This is a genomic window from Streptomyces sp. SDr-06, from assembly GCF_003324565.1.
Taxonomy (GTDB): Bacteria; Actinomycetota; Actinomycetes; order Streptomycetales; family Streptomycetaceae; genus Streptomyces.
In genome coordinates this window covers 23,109-41,027 of record NZ_QOLA01000014.1, presented here as the reverse complement: position 1 = coordinate 41,027, position 17,919 = coordinate 23,109, and the positions used below count along the sequence as shown (strand labels likewise).

Below are 17,919 nucleotides of genomic sequence, written 5' to 3'. Positions count from 1 at the left end.
GGGTGCCTACATCTCCTCGGTGACGTACCGGCGAAGCCAGGCCTTGAAGTCCGGGCCCAGGTCCTCACGTTCGCACGCCAGTCTGACAATGGCTCGCAGATAGTCTCCGCGATCGCCGGTGTCATAGCGGCGGCCCTTGAAGACGACGCCGTGCACCGGGCCGCCGATCGACTCGTCCGCGGCCATGTGCTGGAGGGCGTCGGTGAGCTGGATCTCGCCACCGCGGCCGGGCTCGGTGGTGCGCAGCACGTCGAAGACCGCCGGGTCCAGGACGTAGCGGCCGATCACGGCGAGGTTGGAGGGGGCGTCGGTGGCCTCGGGCTTCTCGACCAGCCCGGTGACCCGCACGACATCACTCTCGGCGGTGGTTTCGACGGCCGCGCAGCCGTAGAGGTGGATCTGCTCGGGGTCGACCTCCATGAGCGCGATCACGCTGCCGCCCTCGTGCTCCTGGATCTCCACCATGCGCGAGAGGAGCTGGTCGCGGGCGTCGATCAGGTCGTCGCCGAGGAGCACCGCGAAGGGCTGGCTGCCCACGTGCGGGGCCGCGCAGAGCACCGCGTGGCCCAGGCCCCGCGGGTCGCCCTGGCGTACGTAGTGGATGGTCGCCAGGTCGCTGGACTCCTGCACCTTGGCGAGCCGGCCGGCGTCGCCCTTGCGGGTCAGCGCCGACTCCAGCTCGTAGTTCCGGTCGAAGTGGTCCTCCAGAGGACGCTTGTTGCGGCCGGTCACCATCAGGACGTCCGACAGGCCCGCGGCCACCGCCTCCTCCACCACGTACTGAATGGCCGGCTTGTCCACCACCGGCAGCATTTCCTTCGGCGTGGCCTTGGTGGCCGGAAGGAACCGGGTACCGAGCCCGGCCGCGGGGATGACAGCCTTGGTGATCCGTGGGGGCGACTGAGTCATGCGGGGCACCCTATCCGCTGCGTATGTGCGGAGGATGATCCGCCGGTGAATTCGCTCTCTTACCCGCGCATTTGATGGGGATTGCAGAGACACGGTGAGTGATCACGCGGCAGAAAAGGCCCTCTTGCGGCGCAGCCTGCTCGACGCCAGGAGGAGGCTGCCGGACGAGGAGCGGCGCGCGGCGTCCCTGGCGCTCGCCGACCGGGCCCTCGCCCTGCCCGAACTCGCGGCGGCCCGCACGGTCGCCGCGTACATCTCGGTGGGCGGCGAACCCGGCACCCGCGCCCTCGTCCACGCCCTGCACGCGCGGGGCGTACGGGTGCTGCTCCCGGTGCTGCTCGCGGACAACGACCTGGACTGGGCCGTCTACGCCGGTCCCGGGCATCTGGTGCCGGCCGGGCGCGGGCTGCTCGAACCGGACGGCGAACGGCTCGGCCCGGACGCCGTGACCACGGCGGACGCGGTGCTGCTGCCGGGCCTCGCCGTGGACGCGCGCGGGATGCGGCTCGGGCGCGGCGGCGGCTCCTACGACCGGGTGCTGGCCCGGGTGGAGGCGTCGGGGAACGCACCCGCCCTGGTGGTGCTGCTCTACGCGAACGAGGTGGTCGCGCGGGTTCCGGAGGAACCGCACGACCACCCCGTGCAGGCTGTGGTCACCCCCTACGGGGTGACGCGCTTCAGCGCCTGAAGGCCCGCCCTACGGCGTGAGCTTCAGCGTGTCGACGCTCGCCCCGTCGACCGCCTTGCCGCTGAACGACCAGTCGAGCAGCTCGCCCTTGGCCCACTTCTCCGTCTGGTCGGAGTAGTGCGCGCTGTAGGCGTGGCCCGATGCGCCGGTGAGGTTGATCCACTTGGACTTGTCGAAGTCCTTGAGGTTGACGACCATCCGCATCGAGGGGACCCAGGTGACGCCGTAGTCGCCGCTCGCCGCGTTCCAGCCGGTGGCGTTGACCGCGGCCTCGCCGCCGCCCAGGTTCCACGGGCCGCGGTTGAGGACGTACTGCAGGAAGCCGGGGCCCTCCTTGCCGAGGGTCTGGTTCTTCAGCATCAGCTGGTGCAGCCGGCCCCAGCTCCAGGTCGTGGTGTCCTTGCCGAGCTTGGCGGTCAGCTCCCAGCGGGCGTCCTTCATGGCCCGGGCGAGCAGCTGGTCACGGGTGGTGGTCGCCTTGTCCAGACGGGTCGCGGGCGACTGCCACCAGGCGTTGTTCTGGTCGTTGAAGATCTTGCGCACGACCTCGGACCAGCGGTCGCCGCCGTCGGGCTGTGCCGAGTCGCCGTCGCGCTCGCCGCACTCCTGGACCTTCTTGTTCGGATCGTCGACCGGGCCCGTGCCGGCCGGCGGCGTCACGTACAGGCACTCGCCCTTGGGACGCAGCTCCTTGGGCAGCTTGTTGCCGAACGCCAGCTTCAGGACGTTGCGCCACACCGCGTTGAAGTAGGCGGCGGCCGCCGAGTCGTTCTCCTGGGTGTAGTCCCAGCCCTCCAGGAGCTTCTGCGCCTCGCGGACGGAGGGGTCCGTCACGTCGATCTTCAGCAGGGCGGGCGTCAGCAGCGCGGCGATCTCGCTGCTGTTGTCCATCTGCATCTTCTGCATGTCCTCGGTGGAGATCTTCCCGCCGCCCTTGATCTTCGACTCGATGAGGTCGTTGATCCGCTGACTGCGGGTGCCGTAGCCCCAGTCCTTGGTGATCAGGTACGGGTACTTCTTCTCGTCGATCACGGCCTGGTTGGCGGTGACGATGAAGCCGCGCTTGGGGTTGTACTCGTAGGGCAGCGCGTCGAAGGGGACGTAGTTCTTCTTCCACGTGTACTTCGGGTCCCAGCCCGGGGCGGGCATGGTGCCGTCGACGCCCTCGGCGCGCACCGGGATCCTGCCCGGGGCCTGGTAGCCGATGTTGCCCTTGGTGTCGGCGTAGATCAGGTTCTGCGAGGGGACCTCGAAGTCCTTGGCGGCGGCCCGGAACGACTTGAAGTCGTTGGCGCGGTTCAGCTCGAAGACGGCGTCCATGGACTTGCCGGGCTCCAGCGCCGTCCACTTGAGGGCGACCGCGTAGCCGCTGCCCCGGTCGGGGGCCGCGGAGTTGACGGGCGCCTTCTGGCCGACCTTCTCCAGCTCGTCGTCGCGGTCGGAGATCAGCGGGCCGTTGTTGGTCTCGCGGATCGTGATGGTCTTCTTGGATCCGCCGGCCACCTTGATGACCTCCTCGCGCGTGGCGAGCGGCGTCTCCTTGTCGTCGTAGAGGTAGTTGGAGCCGGAGATCTTCTCCAGGTACAGGTCGGTCACGTCGGCGCCGAGGTTGGTGAAGCCCCAGGAGACGTCCTGGTTGTGGCCGATGACCACGCCGGGCATGCCGGAGAAGGTGTATCCCGCCACGTCGTAGGAGCACGTGCTGGAGACCGTCCGGCAGTGCAGGCCCATCTGGTACCAGAGCGAGGGCATCATCGGCGCGAGGTGCGGGTCGTTGGCGAGCAGCGGCATGCCGGTCGTCGTGTACTGGCCCGACACCACCCAGGAGTTGGAGCCGATCCCGCTGCCGTTCGGGCCGAGCAGCGCCGGGATCTTGTCCAGGGTGTCGGAGAGCGCCGAGAGCTGGCTCTGCATGCCCTGGACCGCGCCCAGGGCGGTGCCCGAGGTCCCGTCGGAGCTGGTGGCGGCGCGCGTCGGGTCGAACTTGCCGGTCGCCTTGTTGTACGAGCCCTCGTCGACGATGGGGCGGTGGGTGGCGGACGGATAGGCCGGGTACAGGTCGTTGATCTGCTTCGGGCTGAGCCGGCTGGTCATCAGCGACCGGTCGATCTCCTCCTGCATGTTGCCGCGCAGGTCCCAGGCCATCGCCTTGAGCCAGGCCACCGAGTCGACCGGCGACCAGGCCTCCGGCGTGTAGTCGTTGGTGAAGCCGAGGGCCGCGTACTCGACGGAGATGTCCTTGCCGTCCTTGCCCTTCAGATACGCGTTCACCCCCGCCGCGTAGGACTGGAGGTACTTCTTCGTGGCGGGCGTCAGCTTGGTGTCGTACTCCTGCTGCGCGACCTTGCGCCAGCCCAGGGTGCGCAGGAAGGCGTCAGTGTCGACCTGGCCGCTGCCGAACATCTCCGAGAGCCGGCCCGACGTCATGTGGCGCCGGACGTCCATCTCGTAGAACCGGTCCTGCGCCTGGACGTAGCCCTGGGCCATGAAGAGGTCGGCGTCGTTGTCGGCGTAGATCTGCGGGACGCCGTAGTCGTCGCGCTTGACCTCGACCTGGCCGAGCAGGCCGGGCAGCTTGATGGTGCCGGTGGTCTGCGGGAAGGAGGCGCGCACGGTGCTCACTCCCCAGTACGCGCCGTAGGCGACGCCCGCGACCAGCGCCAGCACCAGGACGAGGACGAACAGCCTCAGGCGGCGTCCCCTCTTCCTGCTCGTCTTGCCGGCCGTCGTACCGGCGGAAGGGGCGGTTGTGGTGGCGGGCATCGCTGTCCTTCGAGGGGCAGGGTGGTCCAGGAGTGCTGGGAGCAACCATAGGCGCAGCCGCTGACAGCCCCTGACGCGGTGTCGCCGTTCGCGCACCGGGACGTCGCACAAAGGAGCCCGCGCGTAAAGAAAGCGTCAAAGATTAGGTAAGGTAACGAAGTACCTTGGGCGACGGAACGTTTCACCAGGTCTGCCCCAGGGGTCCCCGGATGCGCACCCGGCGCATGGGGATGCACGATTTTCATGGGGTGCCGTGACGGTGCCTGAGGGGAAGGATCGGCCACTGACTGTCCACCAGCTCAACGAACTCCTGCTCATCTGCTCGCTCGTCCTGCTCATCGCCGTCGCGGCGGTGCGCATCTCCTCGCGCAGCGGGCTCCCCAGCCTGCTCCTGTATCTCGGCATCGGGATCGCGATCGGCCAGGACGGCATCTTCCACGTCAAGTTCAGCGACGCGGAACTGACGCAGGTGATCGGCTATGCCGCACTGGTGGTGATCCTGGCCGAGGGCGGCCTGGGCACCAAGTGGAAGGAGATCAAACCGGCGTTGCCGGCGGCCGTCGTGCTGTCGCTCGCCGGTGTCGCGGTGAGCGTGGGCGTCACGGCGGCGGGCGCGCACTATCTGGTGGGCCTGGAGTGGCGGCAGGCGCTGATCATCGGCGCGGTGGTGTCCTCCACCGATGCCGCGGCCGTCTTCTCGGTGCTGCGCAAGGTGCCGCTGCCCTCGCGCATCACCGGCGTCCTGGAGGCCGAGTCCGGCTTCAACGACGCCCCTGTGGTGATCCTGGTCGTCGCCTTCTCCACGCCGGGACCGGTCGACTCCTGGTACCTGCTGGTCGGGAAGATAGCCCTGGAGCTCGCCATCGGCGCCTCGATCGGGCTCGCGGTGGGCTGGCTCGGCTCGTTCGGACTGCGCCACGTGGCGCTGCCCGCCTCCGGCCTCTACCCGATCGCGGTCATGGCGATCGCCGTGTCCGCCTACGCGGCCGGCGCGATGGCCCACGGCTCCGGATTCCTCGCGGTCTACCTCGCCTCCATGGTGCTCGGCAACGCCAAGCTGCCGCACTGGCCCGCCACCCGGGGCTTCGCGGACGGGCTCGGCTGGATCGCCCAGATCGGCATGTTCGTCCTGCTCGGCCTGCTGGTCACCCCGCACAACCTGGGCGTCGACTTCTGGCCCGCCGTGATCATCGGCCTCGTCCTGACGATGGTCGCGCGGCCCCTGGAAGTGCTGCTCAGCCTGCTGCCGTTCAGGATGCCGTGGCAGGAGAAGGCCCTGATGTCCTGGGCGGGCCTGCGCGGCGCGGTGCCCATCATCCTCGCCACGATCCCCATGGTCTCCGGGATCGAGGGCAGCGAGAAGGTCTTCAACATCGTCTTCATCCTGGTCGTCGTCTACACCCTGATCCAGGGCCCGACGCTGCCGTGGCTGGCCCGCAAGCTCCAGCTCTCCGACGCCGACGAGGCCGCCGACCTGGGCGTCGAATCGGCCCCCCTGGAGCGGCTGCGCGGCCACCTGCTGTCCGTGGCCATACCGCCGAAGTCGAAGATGCACGGCGTCGAGGTGCACGAGCTGAGGATGCCGTCCGGCGCCGCCGTCACCCTCGTCGTACGCGACGGCAAGAGCTTCGTGCCGGGGCCCACGACCGTGCTGCGCCAGGGCGACGAGCTCCTGGTGGTCGCCACGGACCCGGTGCGCGACGCGGCCGAGTCCCGGCTGCGGGCGGTCGGCCAGGGCGGCAAGCTCGCAGGCTGGCTGGGCACCGGCGGTCAGGCGAACGAGGCGCCCCGCAATACGAAGACCGGGCGAACGGCGCGTTAAGCCTGGTGGCGCCCTCGTCAAGCCACATGACGGCCGGATAAACACAGGCCGAAACTGGGCACTCCGTGCGGATTCATAGGCACGGAGTGCCAAAACTCTGTATCATGAAGGCACACCACTGATCGACCAACTCTGCCTGACGCAGAGCTGGCGCGACCGTATGGCGGTCGGGAGCTCCCCGCAGCAGCGCCCGGCATCTACCGCAGTTCCGCGCAAGAGGACAGCTCTCGGCAACGCCCGCACCCACAGATCTGTGCATGGGGCGCGCTACCAGGCGGCAGAAAGGCAAGGGGCCGTGGCATCCACGGTCACTTCTGACAAGCGGCCCGGTTACGGGCAGCTTCTGCGCACACCTGGCGCACTGTCCTTCCTCCTGCCCGGCTTCGCGGCCCGGCAGCCCTTCGCGATGCTCACCATCGGCATCCTCCTGCTCGTCCAGCACACCACCGGCTCCTACGGCGGCGCCGGCGCGGTGGCCGCCTTCACCGGCGTGTCCATGGCGCTGTTCGCCCCGCAGAGCGGCAAGCTCGCCGACCGCTTCGGGCAGCGCGCGGTGCTGGTGCCCGGCGTCCTCGTGCACGCGGCCTCCGTCTCCGCGCTGACCGCCCTCGCGCTGGCCGGCGCCCCCCTGTGGGCGCTGTTCCTCGCGGCCGTGCCCACCGGCGCCTCGGTGCCGCAGGTCGGCCCCATGGTGCGGGCCCGCTGGGCCAGCAAGCTCGACGGCTCACCCCTGATGGCGACCGCCGCGGCCTTCGAGTCGGTGACGGACGAGTTCACCTTCGTCATCGGCCCGGTCCTCGCGACCGCCCTGTGCACCGGTGTGCACCCGGCGGCCGGACTCATCGCCGAGGCGTCGCTGACCCTCGTCGGCGGCCTCCTGTTCGCGGCCCGGCGCGGCACCCAGCCGCCGGTCCGCAGCGCCGCCGAACGCGAGCAGGGCGAGCACACCTCCGCGCTGTCCATCCCGGGCGTACGCGTCCTGGCGATGGCCTTCCTCGGCATCGGCGCGGTCTTCGGCGGCATGCAGGTCTCGCTCACCGCGTTCGCCGAAGAGATCGGCAACCCCGGCATCAACGGCGTCCTCTACGGCATCTTCGCCGCCGGCAACATGCTGGCGGGCATCGCCTGCGGCGCCATCGCCTGGAAGTCCGCGCCCCGCACCCGGCTGATCGCCGGCTACGCGGCACTGGCCCTGGCGGCCTCCGGACTGTGGGCCGCGCACTCCGCGCTGCTGCTCGGCGGCCTCGGCCTGATCGTCGGCCTCTGCATCGCCCCCGCCCTGATCACCGGCTACACGCTGGTCGAAACCCTGGTCCCGGCCACCTCCCGCACCGAGGCGTTCACCTGGCTGACGGGCGCGGTCGCGCTGGGCCAGGCCGCCGCCGTCACGGTCGCCGGCCGGCTGACCGACGCCCACGGTTCGACCGCCGGATTCCTGGTGCCGATGGCGGGCACGGCGCTGGCCCTGGTCACGCTGCTCGCCCTGCGCTCCCGGCTCACGCCGCGCCCCGCGACACGTACCGTGGCGCGTGGCGTCGGTCACCGTGTCCCCGTCACGGTGGACTGATCCCGGGGAATACGTCACTATGGACCGTCGTTAGCACTCATCGAGTGAGAGTGCCAGGAGGAAGACAAGTGCCGACCTACCAGTACCAGTGCACCGAGTGCGGCGAGGGCCTCGAGGCGGTGCAGAAGTTCACCGATGACGCCCTGACCGTATGCCCGAACTGCGACGGACGCCTGAAGAAGGTGTTCTCGGCGGTCGGCATCGTCTTCAAGGGCTCCGGCTTCTACCGGAACGACAGCCGCGGCGCGTCGTCGAGCAGCTCGCCCGCGTCGGCGTCCTCGGCGTCGAAGACCTCGACGTCGTCGAGCTCGGACGCCAAGCCCGCCGCGTCGGCGTCGAGCTCCGGCTCGGCCTCGTCGAGCGCCAGCCCGGCCGCCTGACCCGATTTCACACCGAACCCCCGCCCCCGACGGCGGGGGTTCCGGCATACCCGCCCCCGGTTAGTGTGACCGGCATGGTTAATGCAGAGATCGGCGTCATCGGCGGCTCGGGGTTCTACTCGTTCCTCGAGGACGTCACCGAGGTCCAGGTGGACACCCCCTACGGCTCCCCCAGCGACTCCCTCTTCCTGGGCGAGGTCGCGGGCCGCGCGGTGGCCTTCCTGCCCCGCCACGGCCGCGGCCACCACCTGCCCCCGCACCGCATCAACTACCGGGCCAACCTGTGGGCGCTGCGCTCGGTCGGCGTGCGCCAGGTGCTCGGACCGTGCGCGGTGGGCGGGCTGCGCCAGGAGTACGGGCCGGGCACGCTGCTCGTGCCGGACCAGCTGGTGGACCGTACGAAGGCGCGCACCCAGACCTTCTTCGACGGGCTGCCCCTGCCGGACGGCACGGTCCCCAACGTCGTGCACACCACGTTCGCCGACCCGTACTGCCCCAGCGGCCGCAAGGCGGCGCTGACCGCGGCCCACGGGCGCGGCTGGCAGGCCGTCGACGGAGGCACGATGGTCGTCATCGAGGGCCCTCGCTTCTCCACCCGCGCCGAGTCGGCCTGGCACGCGGCGATGGGCTGGTCGGTGGTCGGCATGACCGGCCACCCCGAGGCCGCCCTCGCCCGCGAACTGGGGCTCTGCTACACGTCGTTGTCCCTGGTCACCGACCTGGACGCGGGCGCGGAGACCGGCGAGGGCGTCTCGCACACCGAGGTGCTGCGGGTCTTCGGGGAGAACGTGGCGCGGCTGCGCGAGGTGCTCTTCGACGCGGTCGCCGCCCTTCCGGCGAGCGAGGACCGGGACTGCCTGTGCACCCACGCCCACGACGGCTGGGACCTCGGCATCGAACTGCCGTGACCGGCGGGCCTCCGCGCCTCCAGGCCTCCGGTCCTCGCCGGAGGCCGGGCTCCGCCGGGGCCTGGTGGGGCTTGGCGGGCTGAACCCCCCCTTACGGGTGAGCGAGTTGTCCACAGGCGGGGTGTGGTCCACAGGGCCCGGCGGGTTTCCCCGGGACACGGGATCGTGAGGAGCGTCCGAGCAGCACAGGCTCCTCACGATCGGCAGTGATCCCATGTCAGCAGCCCCCGCGTCAGCCGCCTCCCCCGACCCCCGCCCGCTCCCCTTCCTGCCTCCCGTGCCCGCTCCGGAGCCCGGCGCGGTGCCGGTGTTCCCGCCGCTGCGGGTGCGCGGCGGGAAGCACGGGCTGCGGCGCACCCTGCGCAAGCGACGGCGCGCGATGGCCGCGGGCCTCGCCGTCACGGCGGCGGCCCTCGCCGTCTCCAGCCCCCAGGCGGCGGAGCGTCCGCACCCGGTCGCGGCCCCCGCGCCGCGGGAACGCGGGCCCGCGCGGCCGCCCGCCGTGGTGTCGGCGCCGGTACGGATCGCGGACGCGGAGACCGTACGCCTCTTGCGGCCCGGCGACCGGGTCGATGTGATCGCCTCCCCCAACTCGCCCTCGGCACACGGCGACGAGGCCCGTGTGGTGGCAACGGACGCCCGGGTCACGCGAGTTCCGGGCGCGCAGGGAGGCTCCGCGGAGTCCGGCGCGCTCGTCGTCCTCGCCGTGCCGCGCGAGACCGCCAGGGCGCTGGCCGGGGCGGGCACGACATCCCGGCTGGCGGTGACGCTGTGCTGATTCGCACGGGCGATCGGGCGCGTACCCAATTCGCGTGCGCGGATTGGACAGTGCGACCCCGCGCTGTCCAAGGTGGCGCAGGAGTTCGCTCCGCCCCCTGCACACACGAAGAAGGGTTCATTGGTGACCGAGGAGAAGACAGGCGTACTGGCCGGCTTCAAGGCCTTCCTGATGCGCGGGAACGTGATCGACCTGGCCGTGGCCGTGGTGATCGGCGCCGCGTTCACCAACGTCGTGAACTCGGTCGTGAAGGGCGTGATCAACCCTCTGGTCGGCGCGTTCGGCACCAAGGACCTGGAGAGCTACAGCTCCTGCCTGAAGGGCCCCTGCACCGCCGGCTCCGGCATCCAGATCGCCTGGGGCGGAGTGCTCAGCGCGCTGCTGAGCTTCCTCATCACGGCCGCCGTCGTGTACTTCCTGATGGTGCTGCCGATGGCCAAGTTTCTGGCCCGGCGGGCCCGGCAGGACAAGGCGAAGGAGGGCGTGCGCGAGACGATGGAGATCAGCGAGCTGGAAGTGCTCAAGGAGATCCGCGACGTGCTGGTCGCCCAGCGCGGCTCGGGGCCCGCACAGCCCTAGCCCCGGCGCGCGACGCTCAGATGTGGTGGGGCGGCTTCTCGTCGAGGAAGCGCGCCAGGTCGGCGGCGCTGCCCGCGGACGTGGGCCGCTCGCCCCACCCGCGATCCGTGTCGTCCGCCGACTGCTGGTCCAGCGGATCGTCGAAGACCAGCGTCGGCTTGGCCTGCTGCTTGGGCGCCGGTTCCCGGTCGCGCGGTCCGGGGGCGGGGGCGGTACTCATACGACAAGGGTACGGCGAGCGACAACGGCCCTCCCGGGACGGACGCGAGGCGCCCCCGCCGGGCGCTCAGCGGCCCTCGCGGCCCGGGCCGCGAACTCCCGTACCGGATCACCAGCGGCGCTCGCGATCCGGACCGCGAACTCCGGTACCGGATCATCAGCCCCGCTCGCGGTCCGGGCCGCAGGCCTCGGTACCGGATCATCAGCGGCGCCCGTGCGCCGGGCACGGGCCTCAAGCCCTGCTTCCCGTTCCGGGGGGTCAGCGGTCCTTCGGGTCCAGCAGCCAGAGGCCCAGGACCACCAGGAACGACAGGACGAGGAAGCCCGCCCCCCACCAGGCGGTGCCGGTGTTGCCCCGCATCCACTCGTTGACCACCACCGTCAGACCCCAGAGCTGGCCGATGACCACGGTGATCGCCAGGGTGAGGCGGGCCGTCAGTTTCGAGGAGCGCTCCGGCTCCTGCTCGCTGCCCGCGCCCGGGCCGGGCCCGGTGTGCCGGATCCGGGGGTCGCCGTAGCCGCTCGTCGGGCGGATCTGCGGGTAGCGCTCGCGGACCGGCCGGTTGAGCCGGGGCTGGGCGGAGCCGGGCGTGTACGAGGGGCGGGGGGACGCCCCGAGACCCTCGCCGTGGCCCGGAGCGGCACCGCCGCCCTGGGGCCCGTCGAACCCCGGAGCTCCGCCGGCGCCCTGGGTGCCGCGCGGACCCGAGGTCCCGCCCGAGCCGCCGGGGAACGCGTTCCCTTCCCTGCTCATGTCCGCTCACTCCTCTCGCCCCTGGTGGCGGTGGACTCGGCGTTGGACGCGTTGGTCTTGGCGTCGGTCTCTGCCTTGGTCCTGGCGTTCGGCTTGGCGTTCGCGCCGGGGCAGCCGAGGCGGGCCGCCATGTCGGGGCGGGCGTCGGCGAACTGGCGGCACATGGCGTCCTTGACGCTCTCGCCGGAGCGCGCCGTGGCCACCGCCCAGACGCTGCCGTCGGGCTCCTCGACGAGGAGCACCTTGGGCAGCGGGCGCGGCGGCGGACCGGCGGTGACCTCGCCGGTGCGGGCGTCGAAGACCCCCTCGTGGCAGGGGCAGTACAGCTCGCCCTCGGCGCCGCGGTCCTCGCGCCACAGCACCCCGCAGGCCAGGTGCGTACAGATCGCGGAGTAGCCGACGAGGGTGCCGTCCTTGAGGCGGACGGCGACCGCGCGGTCGTCCTCGCCGGGGAAGCGGAAGGCGACGGACTCGCCGGGGGCGAGCGCGGCCGCCACGCGCTTGGCGTCGGGCGGGGCGTCGTTGTCGCCGTGCCGGTGCAACACTCCCCCGGCCACCGCCACCCCGCCGACGGCGAGGCCGCCCGAGACGGTGGCGACGATGCGGAGGTAGTCGCGGCGGGTGGTGAGCGAGTCGGCGGCGATGCGGTCGTGGAGGGCGGCCTGGGCGGCGTCCGGGCCGGGGCCGGAGGCGGGGTGCTGGTCGGTGACGCTCATCGGGTGATGTCCTTCCCGCCCGCCCGTCGAGCGCCGCCGCCCTGGTCGGAGTTCGCTTCGTTCACGGCTCTTCCGTTCACCTCGACGATCGGGAGGCCGCCCGGCACCGGCCACTGGACCTTGTCGGCGGGGACGACCATGGCCACGCCGGTGGAGACGACGACATCGCCGAACGTGAAGGAGTCGGCGACCTGGACGCCGGGGCGCTCGGCACGGAGCTCCTCGACCGTCCCGTAGAACAGCGCTCCGGTCGGGCAGACCGTGGCGCACATGGGAGCCAGACCGTAGGCGGTGCGGTCGTAGCAGAGGTTGCACTTCATCTGGAGCTTCGCCTGGAGGTCGATCTTCGGTACGCCGAAGGGGCAGGCGTTGACGCAGTTCGCGCAGCCGATGCAGCGGGTGGTGTCGGCCTGCTGCACCACGCCGTCCGCGGTCACGAGGATCGCGTCGGCGGGACACACCTCGGCGCACGGGGCGACCGGGTCCTCGCAGTGCATGCAGACGGTCGGAAGGGAGGCGACGGAATGACCCTCGTCGGGATAGTCGAGATGGATCATGGACTTACCGCGGTGCGAGTCGCACTCGCGGCAGGCGGACACACAGGCCTGGCAGCCGATGCAGCGCCCCGGGTCGATGAAGATCGTTCTGCCCATCATGGCGGCGCTCAGCCCCTCTCCGCGGTGCCCCGGCCCTGCGGGGAGGTGGGCGGCAGCGGGTCGGTGCGCGAGACCTGGGTCGCCGGGTACGCGTCGTGGCCCGGCGCGGTCGGCGGCGCCGGCACCTCGTCGATCCGCTCGGCGGCCTCGATGCGGCAGGCACACACCTTGTACTCGGGGATCTTGGAGCGGGGGTCGAGGGCGTCGATGGTGAGCGCGTTGGCGGCCGTGGGGACCGGCCAGTGGTACGGGATGAACACCGTGTCGGGGCGGATGGCCGCGGTGACCAGGGCGGGGAAGACCTCGCTGCCGCGCCGGGTCACCACCCGGACCGGGTCGCCGTTGCGGAAGCCGTGCGCGGGGTGGACCTCCACCCACGGACGCGGGGTCTGCTCGACGAGCGCGCCGAGCCGGCGGGTCTGGTTGCCGGACAGGAAGTGCGCCACGGTGCGGCCCGTGGTCAGCGACATCGGGTGCTCCTCGTCGTACGGGTCCATCGGCGGATGCCACTCGACGACCTGGAGGTGGACCTTGCCGTCCGGATGGAAGGTGCGGCCGCCCTCGAACAGGCGGGGCGTGCCCGGGTGGTCGGTGGAGGGGCAGGGCCAGGCGATACCGCCGGTCTCCTCCAGGCGCTCGTATGTGATGCCGTAGTAGTCGTTGACCGTTCCGGCCGACGCGATCCGCAGCTCCTCGAAGACCTCGCGCGATCCCGGATAGGCGAACTTGTCACCCACGCCCAGGCGTTGGGCCAGCTGGCACATCACCCAGGTGTCGGTGCGCACCCCGGCGGGCGGCTCCTGCGCCTTGTTGTGCTTGACCACCCGGGCCTCGGCGTTGGCCATCACGCCCTCGTCCTCGGCCCAGGTGGTGACCGGAAGGACGACATGCGCGTTGGCCGCGGTCTCGGAAAGGAAGAAGTCGAATTGGGCGTGGAACTCCAGAGTGTCGTAACCGTCCTTCACCGTCGCGTAGTTGGGAAGGGAGACGAACGGGTTGTTGCAGATGCCGATCAGGCCGCGGATCTCGCGGCGCTGCATCTGCCAGACCATTTCCATCATCGAGGTGCCCGCGGGCGGCAGTTCGGACTCCTCGATCCCCCAGATCTCGCAGATCTGCCTGCGGTGTTCGGGGTTCGAGATGGACCGCCCGCCGGGCAGCAGGTCGGACTTCTGGCCGTGTTCCCGGCCGCCCTGCCCGTTGCCCTGGCCGGTGATGGTGCCGTACCCGGCGCCGGGCTTGCCGAGGTGGCCGGTGGCCGCGCAGAGGTTGATGACGGTCAGGCAGTTCTCGACGCCCTGCGAATGGTGCTCGATGCCCCGGGCGTGCCAGGCCATCGCCCGCCGGGCCCCCGCGAAGGTCCGGGCCACCTGGACGACCTGGGAGGCGGGGATGCCGCAGATCTCGGCGGCCACGTCGGGGGTGCAGGAGGCGACGGCGGCGCACACCTCCTCCCAGCCGGTGGTGTGCTCGGCGACGAACTCCTTGTCGACGAGGTTCTCCTCGATGACCACGTTGAGTACGGCGTTGAAGAACGCGGCGTCGGTGCCGGGCCGCAGCGCGACGTGGATGTCGGCGGTGCGGGCGATGGCCGTCTCGCGCGGGTCGACCACGATCAGGCTCGCGCCCCGGTCGCGGGCGCCCCACAGGTACTGGGTCATGACGGGGAAGCACTCCCCGACGTTGGAACCGGCGATCAGCAGGCAGTCGGTGAGCAGGATGTCGGAGAACGGGTTGCCCGCCCGGTCGATGCCGAAGGCGAGCTTGTTGGCGCCGGCGGCGGACACCATGCACAGGCGGCCGTTGTAGTCGACGTGCCGCGTCTTGAGGGCGACCCGGCCGAACTTGCCGACCAGGTAGGTCTTCTCGGAGAACAGGCTCGCACCGCCGAGCAGCCCGAAGGCGTCGTTGCCGTGGGCGGCCTGGATGCGGCGGATCTCGGCGGCCGTGAAGTCGAGGGCCTCCTCCCAGGAGACCTCGCGGAACGGCTCGTCGCGCGTGCGGCGCATCAGCGGGGCGGTCAGCCGGTCGGGGTGGTTGACCTGCTGGTAGGCGTTGATGCCCTTGGGGCAGAGCCGCATCCGGTTGATGTCGTGGTTGCGGGGTTCGACGCCGAACACCTTGCCCGCGCGGTCGACCCGGAGATACATGCCGCACTGCACCCCGCAGAAGCAGCAGTGGGTGGGGACGAGGGTCTCGCCGTTCTGGTCGGCGTGCCACTGGTCGGCCGGGATGCCGCCCGCGTCCCGGAAGTTGCGGGTGCCGGGCGGCGCGATCGAAGGGTCGAGCGGAAGGGGGGCACTGCTCACTTGAAGCCCTTCTTGACGTGGCTGAGGTAGGCGGCACCGCGCAGCACCCGCTTGCAGCGCGGGCAGTACGCGGCCCAGGCATCGAAGTCGAGCTTCAGGTCGCGCATGGTGCCCTGGAGGTTCTCGACGTACGGGGCGGTGTCGATCGGCTCGCCGCAGCGCTTGCACGCGAAGACCTGTTCGTCCTGGCGGGCCGTGTACTTGAAGAGCTGCATGCCGACCGCGGCGGGCCGCTGCACGATGTGGAAGAACTTCCCGAACGGGATGTAGATGAGGGTGAACACCACCGACACCATGTGCAGCACCGCGAGGAACTGGTAGCCGCCGCCGTGCAGGAAGATCGACGAGAAGGTGAGGAGGAGGCCCGTCACGGAGATGACGATCAGCGCGATCAGCGGGACGAGGTCGTAGGCGAAGCGCTGGCCCGTGATGGCCCCGCGGTCCTTCATCCGCCGCCACAGGAAGTACGAGGCTCCCGGGATCACCAGGACGGCGGCGATGTCCAGGCCGTGGAACATCAGCCAGCCGACGAAGCTCAGCGAGTCGAAGCCGAGGACCTTCAGCCCCCAGATCCGCATCTCGTAGCCGGGGCCCGAGCCGGATGCGGAGGTGAAGGTGAACCAGCCCCAGGTCAGCGGAAAGGTGATGGCCGCGGCCAGGATGCAGCCCCAGAAGATCAGCTGGTGGGCCGCCCAGCGGGCGTGCGAGCGGGCACCGAGGAACTTCTGGAAGCCCAGATACGTGGCGATCATCTTCGGCAGGGCGGTGGGCGCCCGGCGGAAGTTGGCCGCCGAGAACAGGCTGCGCCAGCCCTGCCGGAACAGGCGGCGGGCGCCCGGAGAGGAGATCCACACGGTGTAGCGGTAGGCGACGCCGAAGGCCAGGAACACCGTGGCGACCGCGTACGGAAGGAGCGCGGAGTCGAAGTCCTTGAGCAGGCGGCTGCCGAGCACGATGGCCAGGATCAGCAGGACGGACACGGCGGTACCGGCCAGCGTCGCGCGCAGCGCCACCGGACGCGGGGCGCGTCCGGCGGGGGCGGCCGCCACGGGTGGCGGCACTCCCCGGGCGGACGCGTCCGGTGGGGCGGCGGGAGGTGCGGGTGGCTCGCTCACCCTGCCACGGTAGGGACATTACACCCCTTTTCACCTGTTTTGACGCTCAACGGGGTGAGTCACAGGGCTCCGGGGTGATCCGGCCGTCGACGAGCTCGATGTGGGTGCCGGCGAAGCGGGCGCGCAGCCGGCGGTCGTGGGTGACGACCACCACGGCGCCCGGGTAGTCGGCGAGGGCTCCTTCCAGTTCCTCGACCAGGGCCGGGGAGAGGTGGTTGGTGGGCTCGTCCAGGAGCAACAGGTCGACGGGGTCGCTGACCAGCCGTGCCAGTTCGATGCGCCGGCGTTGTCCATAGGAGAGTTCGCCGACCTTGAGACGCAGGTCGGCGGGGCTGAACAGACCGAGAGAGAGGAGGTGGTCGGTGTGGGCGTCCAGGTCTCCGGCCCGCCCGTGGGCGAAGGCCTGCGGCAGGGTGAGGCCCGCGGGCCAGGGGGTCTCCTCCTGGCGCAGGTGGCCGACCCGGCCGTGGGTGCGGACGGTGCCCTCGTCGGGGACGAGTTCGTTCGCCAGGATCCGCATGAGGGTGGTCTTGCCCGCGCCATTGGGGCCGGTGACGAGCAGGCGTTCGCGGGACCCGATCCGCAGCTCCGGCACGGACAGCCGACCGGCGACCCGGACTCCGGTGAGTTCGGCGGCGGTCCGCGGCTCGTCCGGCGCGGCGGTGGCGAGGCGGCCGGTGAAGACCAGCGGGTCGGGCGGCGCCGCAACGGGGTTGTCCGTCAGGCGTTCGACGCGCTCCTTGGCGTTGCGGATCCGGCCCATCGCTCCGTGCCCCCGGGTGCGGGCACGGAAGCCACCGTGGCCGAACACGGCGAATGGCAGCTTCTGCGGGATCGCCGCGAGCCGGGAGGCGTTGGTGGCGGCGAGCCGCTTGCTGCGGGCCAGTTCGGCGCACCAGGCGTGGTACTCCCGCAACCGCCCGCGGCGTTCGGCGGCCTTGGTGGACAGGTATCCGCCATAGCCGTCGCCGTAGCGGGACACCTTGCCCTCGGCGACCTCCAGGATCGTGGTGGTGACCCGTTCCAGGAACACGCGGTCGTGGGTGACCACCAGGAGCGTGCCGCGGTGGGACCGCAGACGCGTCTCCAGCCAGGCCACGGCCTGGTCGTCGAGGTCGTTGGTCGGCTCGTCGAGCAGGAGCAGCTCCGGCTGGGACGCGAGCGTGGCGGCCAGCGCCAGCCGGGAGCGCTCGCCGCCGGAGAGGGTGCCGAGCGGCCGGTCCCGTTCGAGGTGGGGCAGGCCGAGACCGTGCAGGGCGATGTCGACCCGGGCCTCGGCCCCGTATCCGCCGCGCGCCTCGTAGCGGGCCACCAGCCGGGCATAGGCGTCCAGGGCGGCCGTGAGTTCGGGCCCGGCCGGGCCGTCCAGGGCGGCCTCGGCGTGGCGGATCCGGGCTTCGAGGTCGCGCAGGTCCGCCAGGGACACGTCCACCGCGTCCTGGACCGTGGCCCGGGGAGGCAGCGCGAGCGACTGGGCGAGATGACCGGTGCCGCCGGGCGCGGTCACGGTCAGCTCGCCGTTGTCGGGGCGGTCCTGCCCCGAGAGCAGGCGCAACAGGGTCGTCTTTCCGGCCCCGTTGTCGCCGATGACGCCGGCCCTCTCGCCGGGCTTGACGGTGAACGAGACATCGTCGAGCACGAGGCGCTCGTCGTATCGGCGGGTGACGTGGTGAAGCGAGAGTTGTGCGGCAGGCATGGGCAGTCCCCTGTTCTCGGCCGAGCCGGAAGGAATGGGCGGATGAACGCATCCGCTCAG

At 71.2% G+C, this 17,919-nt stretch carries 16 protein-coding genes; 7 read left to right on the top strand and 9 right to left on the bottom strand.

What is annotated here, in order from left to right:
* Window positions 1-6: 6 nt before the first annotated feature.
* Window positions 7-909 carry a UTP--glucose-1-phosphate uridylyltransferase GalU gene (gene galU, locus DT019_RS25415; RefSeq protein ID WP_114039233.1) on the bottom strand — a complete coding sequence of 301 codons (903 nt, stop codon included), beginning with the start codon at window positions 907-909 and terminating at the stop codon, window positions 7-9.
* A gap of 124 nt (window positions 910-1,033) precedes the next feature.
* Here galU and DT019_RS25410 point away from each other — a divergent pair, with 124 nt between their 5' ends.
* Window positions 1,034-1,597 (top strand): 5-formyltetrahydrofolate cyclo-ligase, encoded by a 564-nt coding sequence (locus tag DT019_RS25410; protein WP_411292730.1) that lies wholly within the window; start codon window positions 1,034-1,036, stop codon window positions 1,595-1,597.
* Between the two features lie 9 nt (window positions 1,598-1,606).
* Here the strand turns inward: DT019_RS25410 and DT019_RS25405 are convergent, their stop codons facing one another.
* Entirely contained in the window at window positions 1,607-4,360 is a 2,754-nt protein-coding gene (locus tag DT019_RS25405; protein WP_114039231.1) for a penicillin acylase family protein, read from the bottom strand.
* Between the two features lie 253 nt (window positions 4,361-4,613).
* On the opposite strand from DT019_RS25405, the gene DT019_RS25400 reads away from it, so the two are divergent.
* The 6 genes from DT019_RS25400 to DT019_RS25370 all read left to right on the top strand — a co-directional run bounded on the left by DT019_RS25400 (window position 4,614) and on the right by DT019_RS25370 (window position 10,394).
* Window positions 4,614-6,182, top strand: a complete 1,569-nt coding sequence (locus DT019_RS25400) for a potassium/proton antiporter (protein WP_114039230.1) — start codon at window positions 4,614-4,616, stop codon at window positions 6,180-6,182.
* Window positions 6,183-6,477: 295 nt separating this feature from the next.
* Window positions 6,478-7,749, top strand: coding sequence for an MFS transporter (locus DT019_RS25390; protein WP_114039229.1), 1,272 nt, complete (start codon window positions 6,478-6,480; stop codon window positions 7,747-7,749).
* 68 nt (window positions 7,750-7,817) lie between these two features.
* Window positions 7,818-8,129, top strand: a complete 312-nt coding sequence (locus DT019_RS25385) for an FmdB family zinc ribbon protein (RefSeq protein WP_114039228.1) — start codon at window positions 7,818-7,820, stop codon at window positions 8,127-8,129.
* 74 nt (window positions 8,130-8,203) lie between these two features.
* Entirely contained in the window at window positions 8,204-9,037 is an 834-nt protein-coding gene (locus DT019_RS25380) for an S-methyl-5'-thioadenosine phosphorylase (protein ID WP_114039227.1), read from the top strand.
* A gap of 277 nt (window positions 9,038-9,314) precedes the next feature.
* Entirely contained in the window at window positions 9,315-9,815 is a 501-nt protein-coding gene (locus DT019_RS25375) for an RcpC/CpaB family pilus assembly protein (RefSeq protein ID WP_317617799.1), read from the top strand.
* Window positions 9,816-9,986: 171 nt separating this feature from the next.
* The gene (locus DT019_RS25370; protein WP_411292734.1) at window positions 9,987-10,394 is read left to right on the top strand and encodes an MscL family protein; all 408 of its coding nucleotides are present in this window, start codon (window positions 9,987-9,989) and stop codon (window positions 10,392-10,394) included.
* A gap of 16 nt (window positions 10,395-10,410) precedes the next feature.
* Here DT019_RS25370 and DT019_RS25365 read toward each other — a convergent pair whose 3' ends face one another.
* From DT019_RS25365 to DT019_RS25335, 7 genes are all read right to left on the bottom strand, one after another.
* Complete coding sequence (locus tag DT019_RS25365) at window positions 10,411-10,614, bottom strand: hypothetical protein (RefSeq protein ID WP_114039224.1); 204 nt, start codon at window positions 10,612-10,614, stop codon at window positions 10,411-10,413.
* Window positions 10,615-10,872: 258 nt separating this feature from the next.
* Window positions 10,873-11,367 (bottom strand): hypothetical protein, encoded by a 495-nt coding sequence (locus DT019_RS25360; protein WP_223279745.1) that lies wholly within the window; start codon window positions 11,365-11,367, stop codon window positions 10,873-10,875.
* A complete protein-coding gene (locus DT019_RS25355; protein WP_114039223.1) occupies window positions 11,364-12,083 on the bottom strand; it encodes a ubiquinol-cytochrome c reductase iron-sulfur subunit in 720 nt (239 codons plus the stop codon). The genes DT019_RS25360 and DT019_RS25355 overlap by 4 nt, the downstream gene beginning before the upstream one ends.
* Window positions 12,080-12,739, bottom strand: a complete 660-nt coding sequence (locus DT019_RS25350) for a 4Fe-4S dicluster domain-containing protein (protein ID WP_114039222.1) — start codon at window positions 12,737-12,739, stop codon at window positions 12,080-12,082. Before DT019_RS25350 ends, DT019_RS25355 begins: the two co-directional genes overlap by 4 nt.
* A gap of 8 nt (window positions 12,740-12,747) precedes the next feature.
* On the bottom strand, window positions 12,748-15,048 hold the full coding sequence (locus tag DT019_RS25345; protein WP_114039221.1) for a molybdopterin oxidoreductase family protein: 2,301 nt from the start codon (window positions 15,046-15,048) through the stop codon (window positions 12,748-12,750).
* Window positions 15,045-16,163 (bottom strand): MFS transporter, encoded by a 1,119-nt coding sequence (locus DT019_RS25340; protein ID WP_411292729.1) that lies wholly within the window; start codon window positions 16,161-16,163, stop codon window positions 15,045-15,047. Before DT019_RS25340 ends, DT019_RS25345 begins: the two co-directional genes overlap by 4 nt.
* A gap of 46 nt (window positions 16,164-16,209) precedes the next feature.
* Window positions 16,210-17,859: a TlrC/CarA/OleB/SrmB family ABC-F type ribosomal protection protein gene (locus DT019_RS25335; protein ID WP_114039220.1), complete on the bottom strand. Its 1,650-nt coding sequence runs from the start codon at window positions 17,857-17,859 to the stop codon at window positions 16,210-16,212.
* Window positions 17,860-17,919 lie beyond the last annotated feature (60 nt).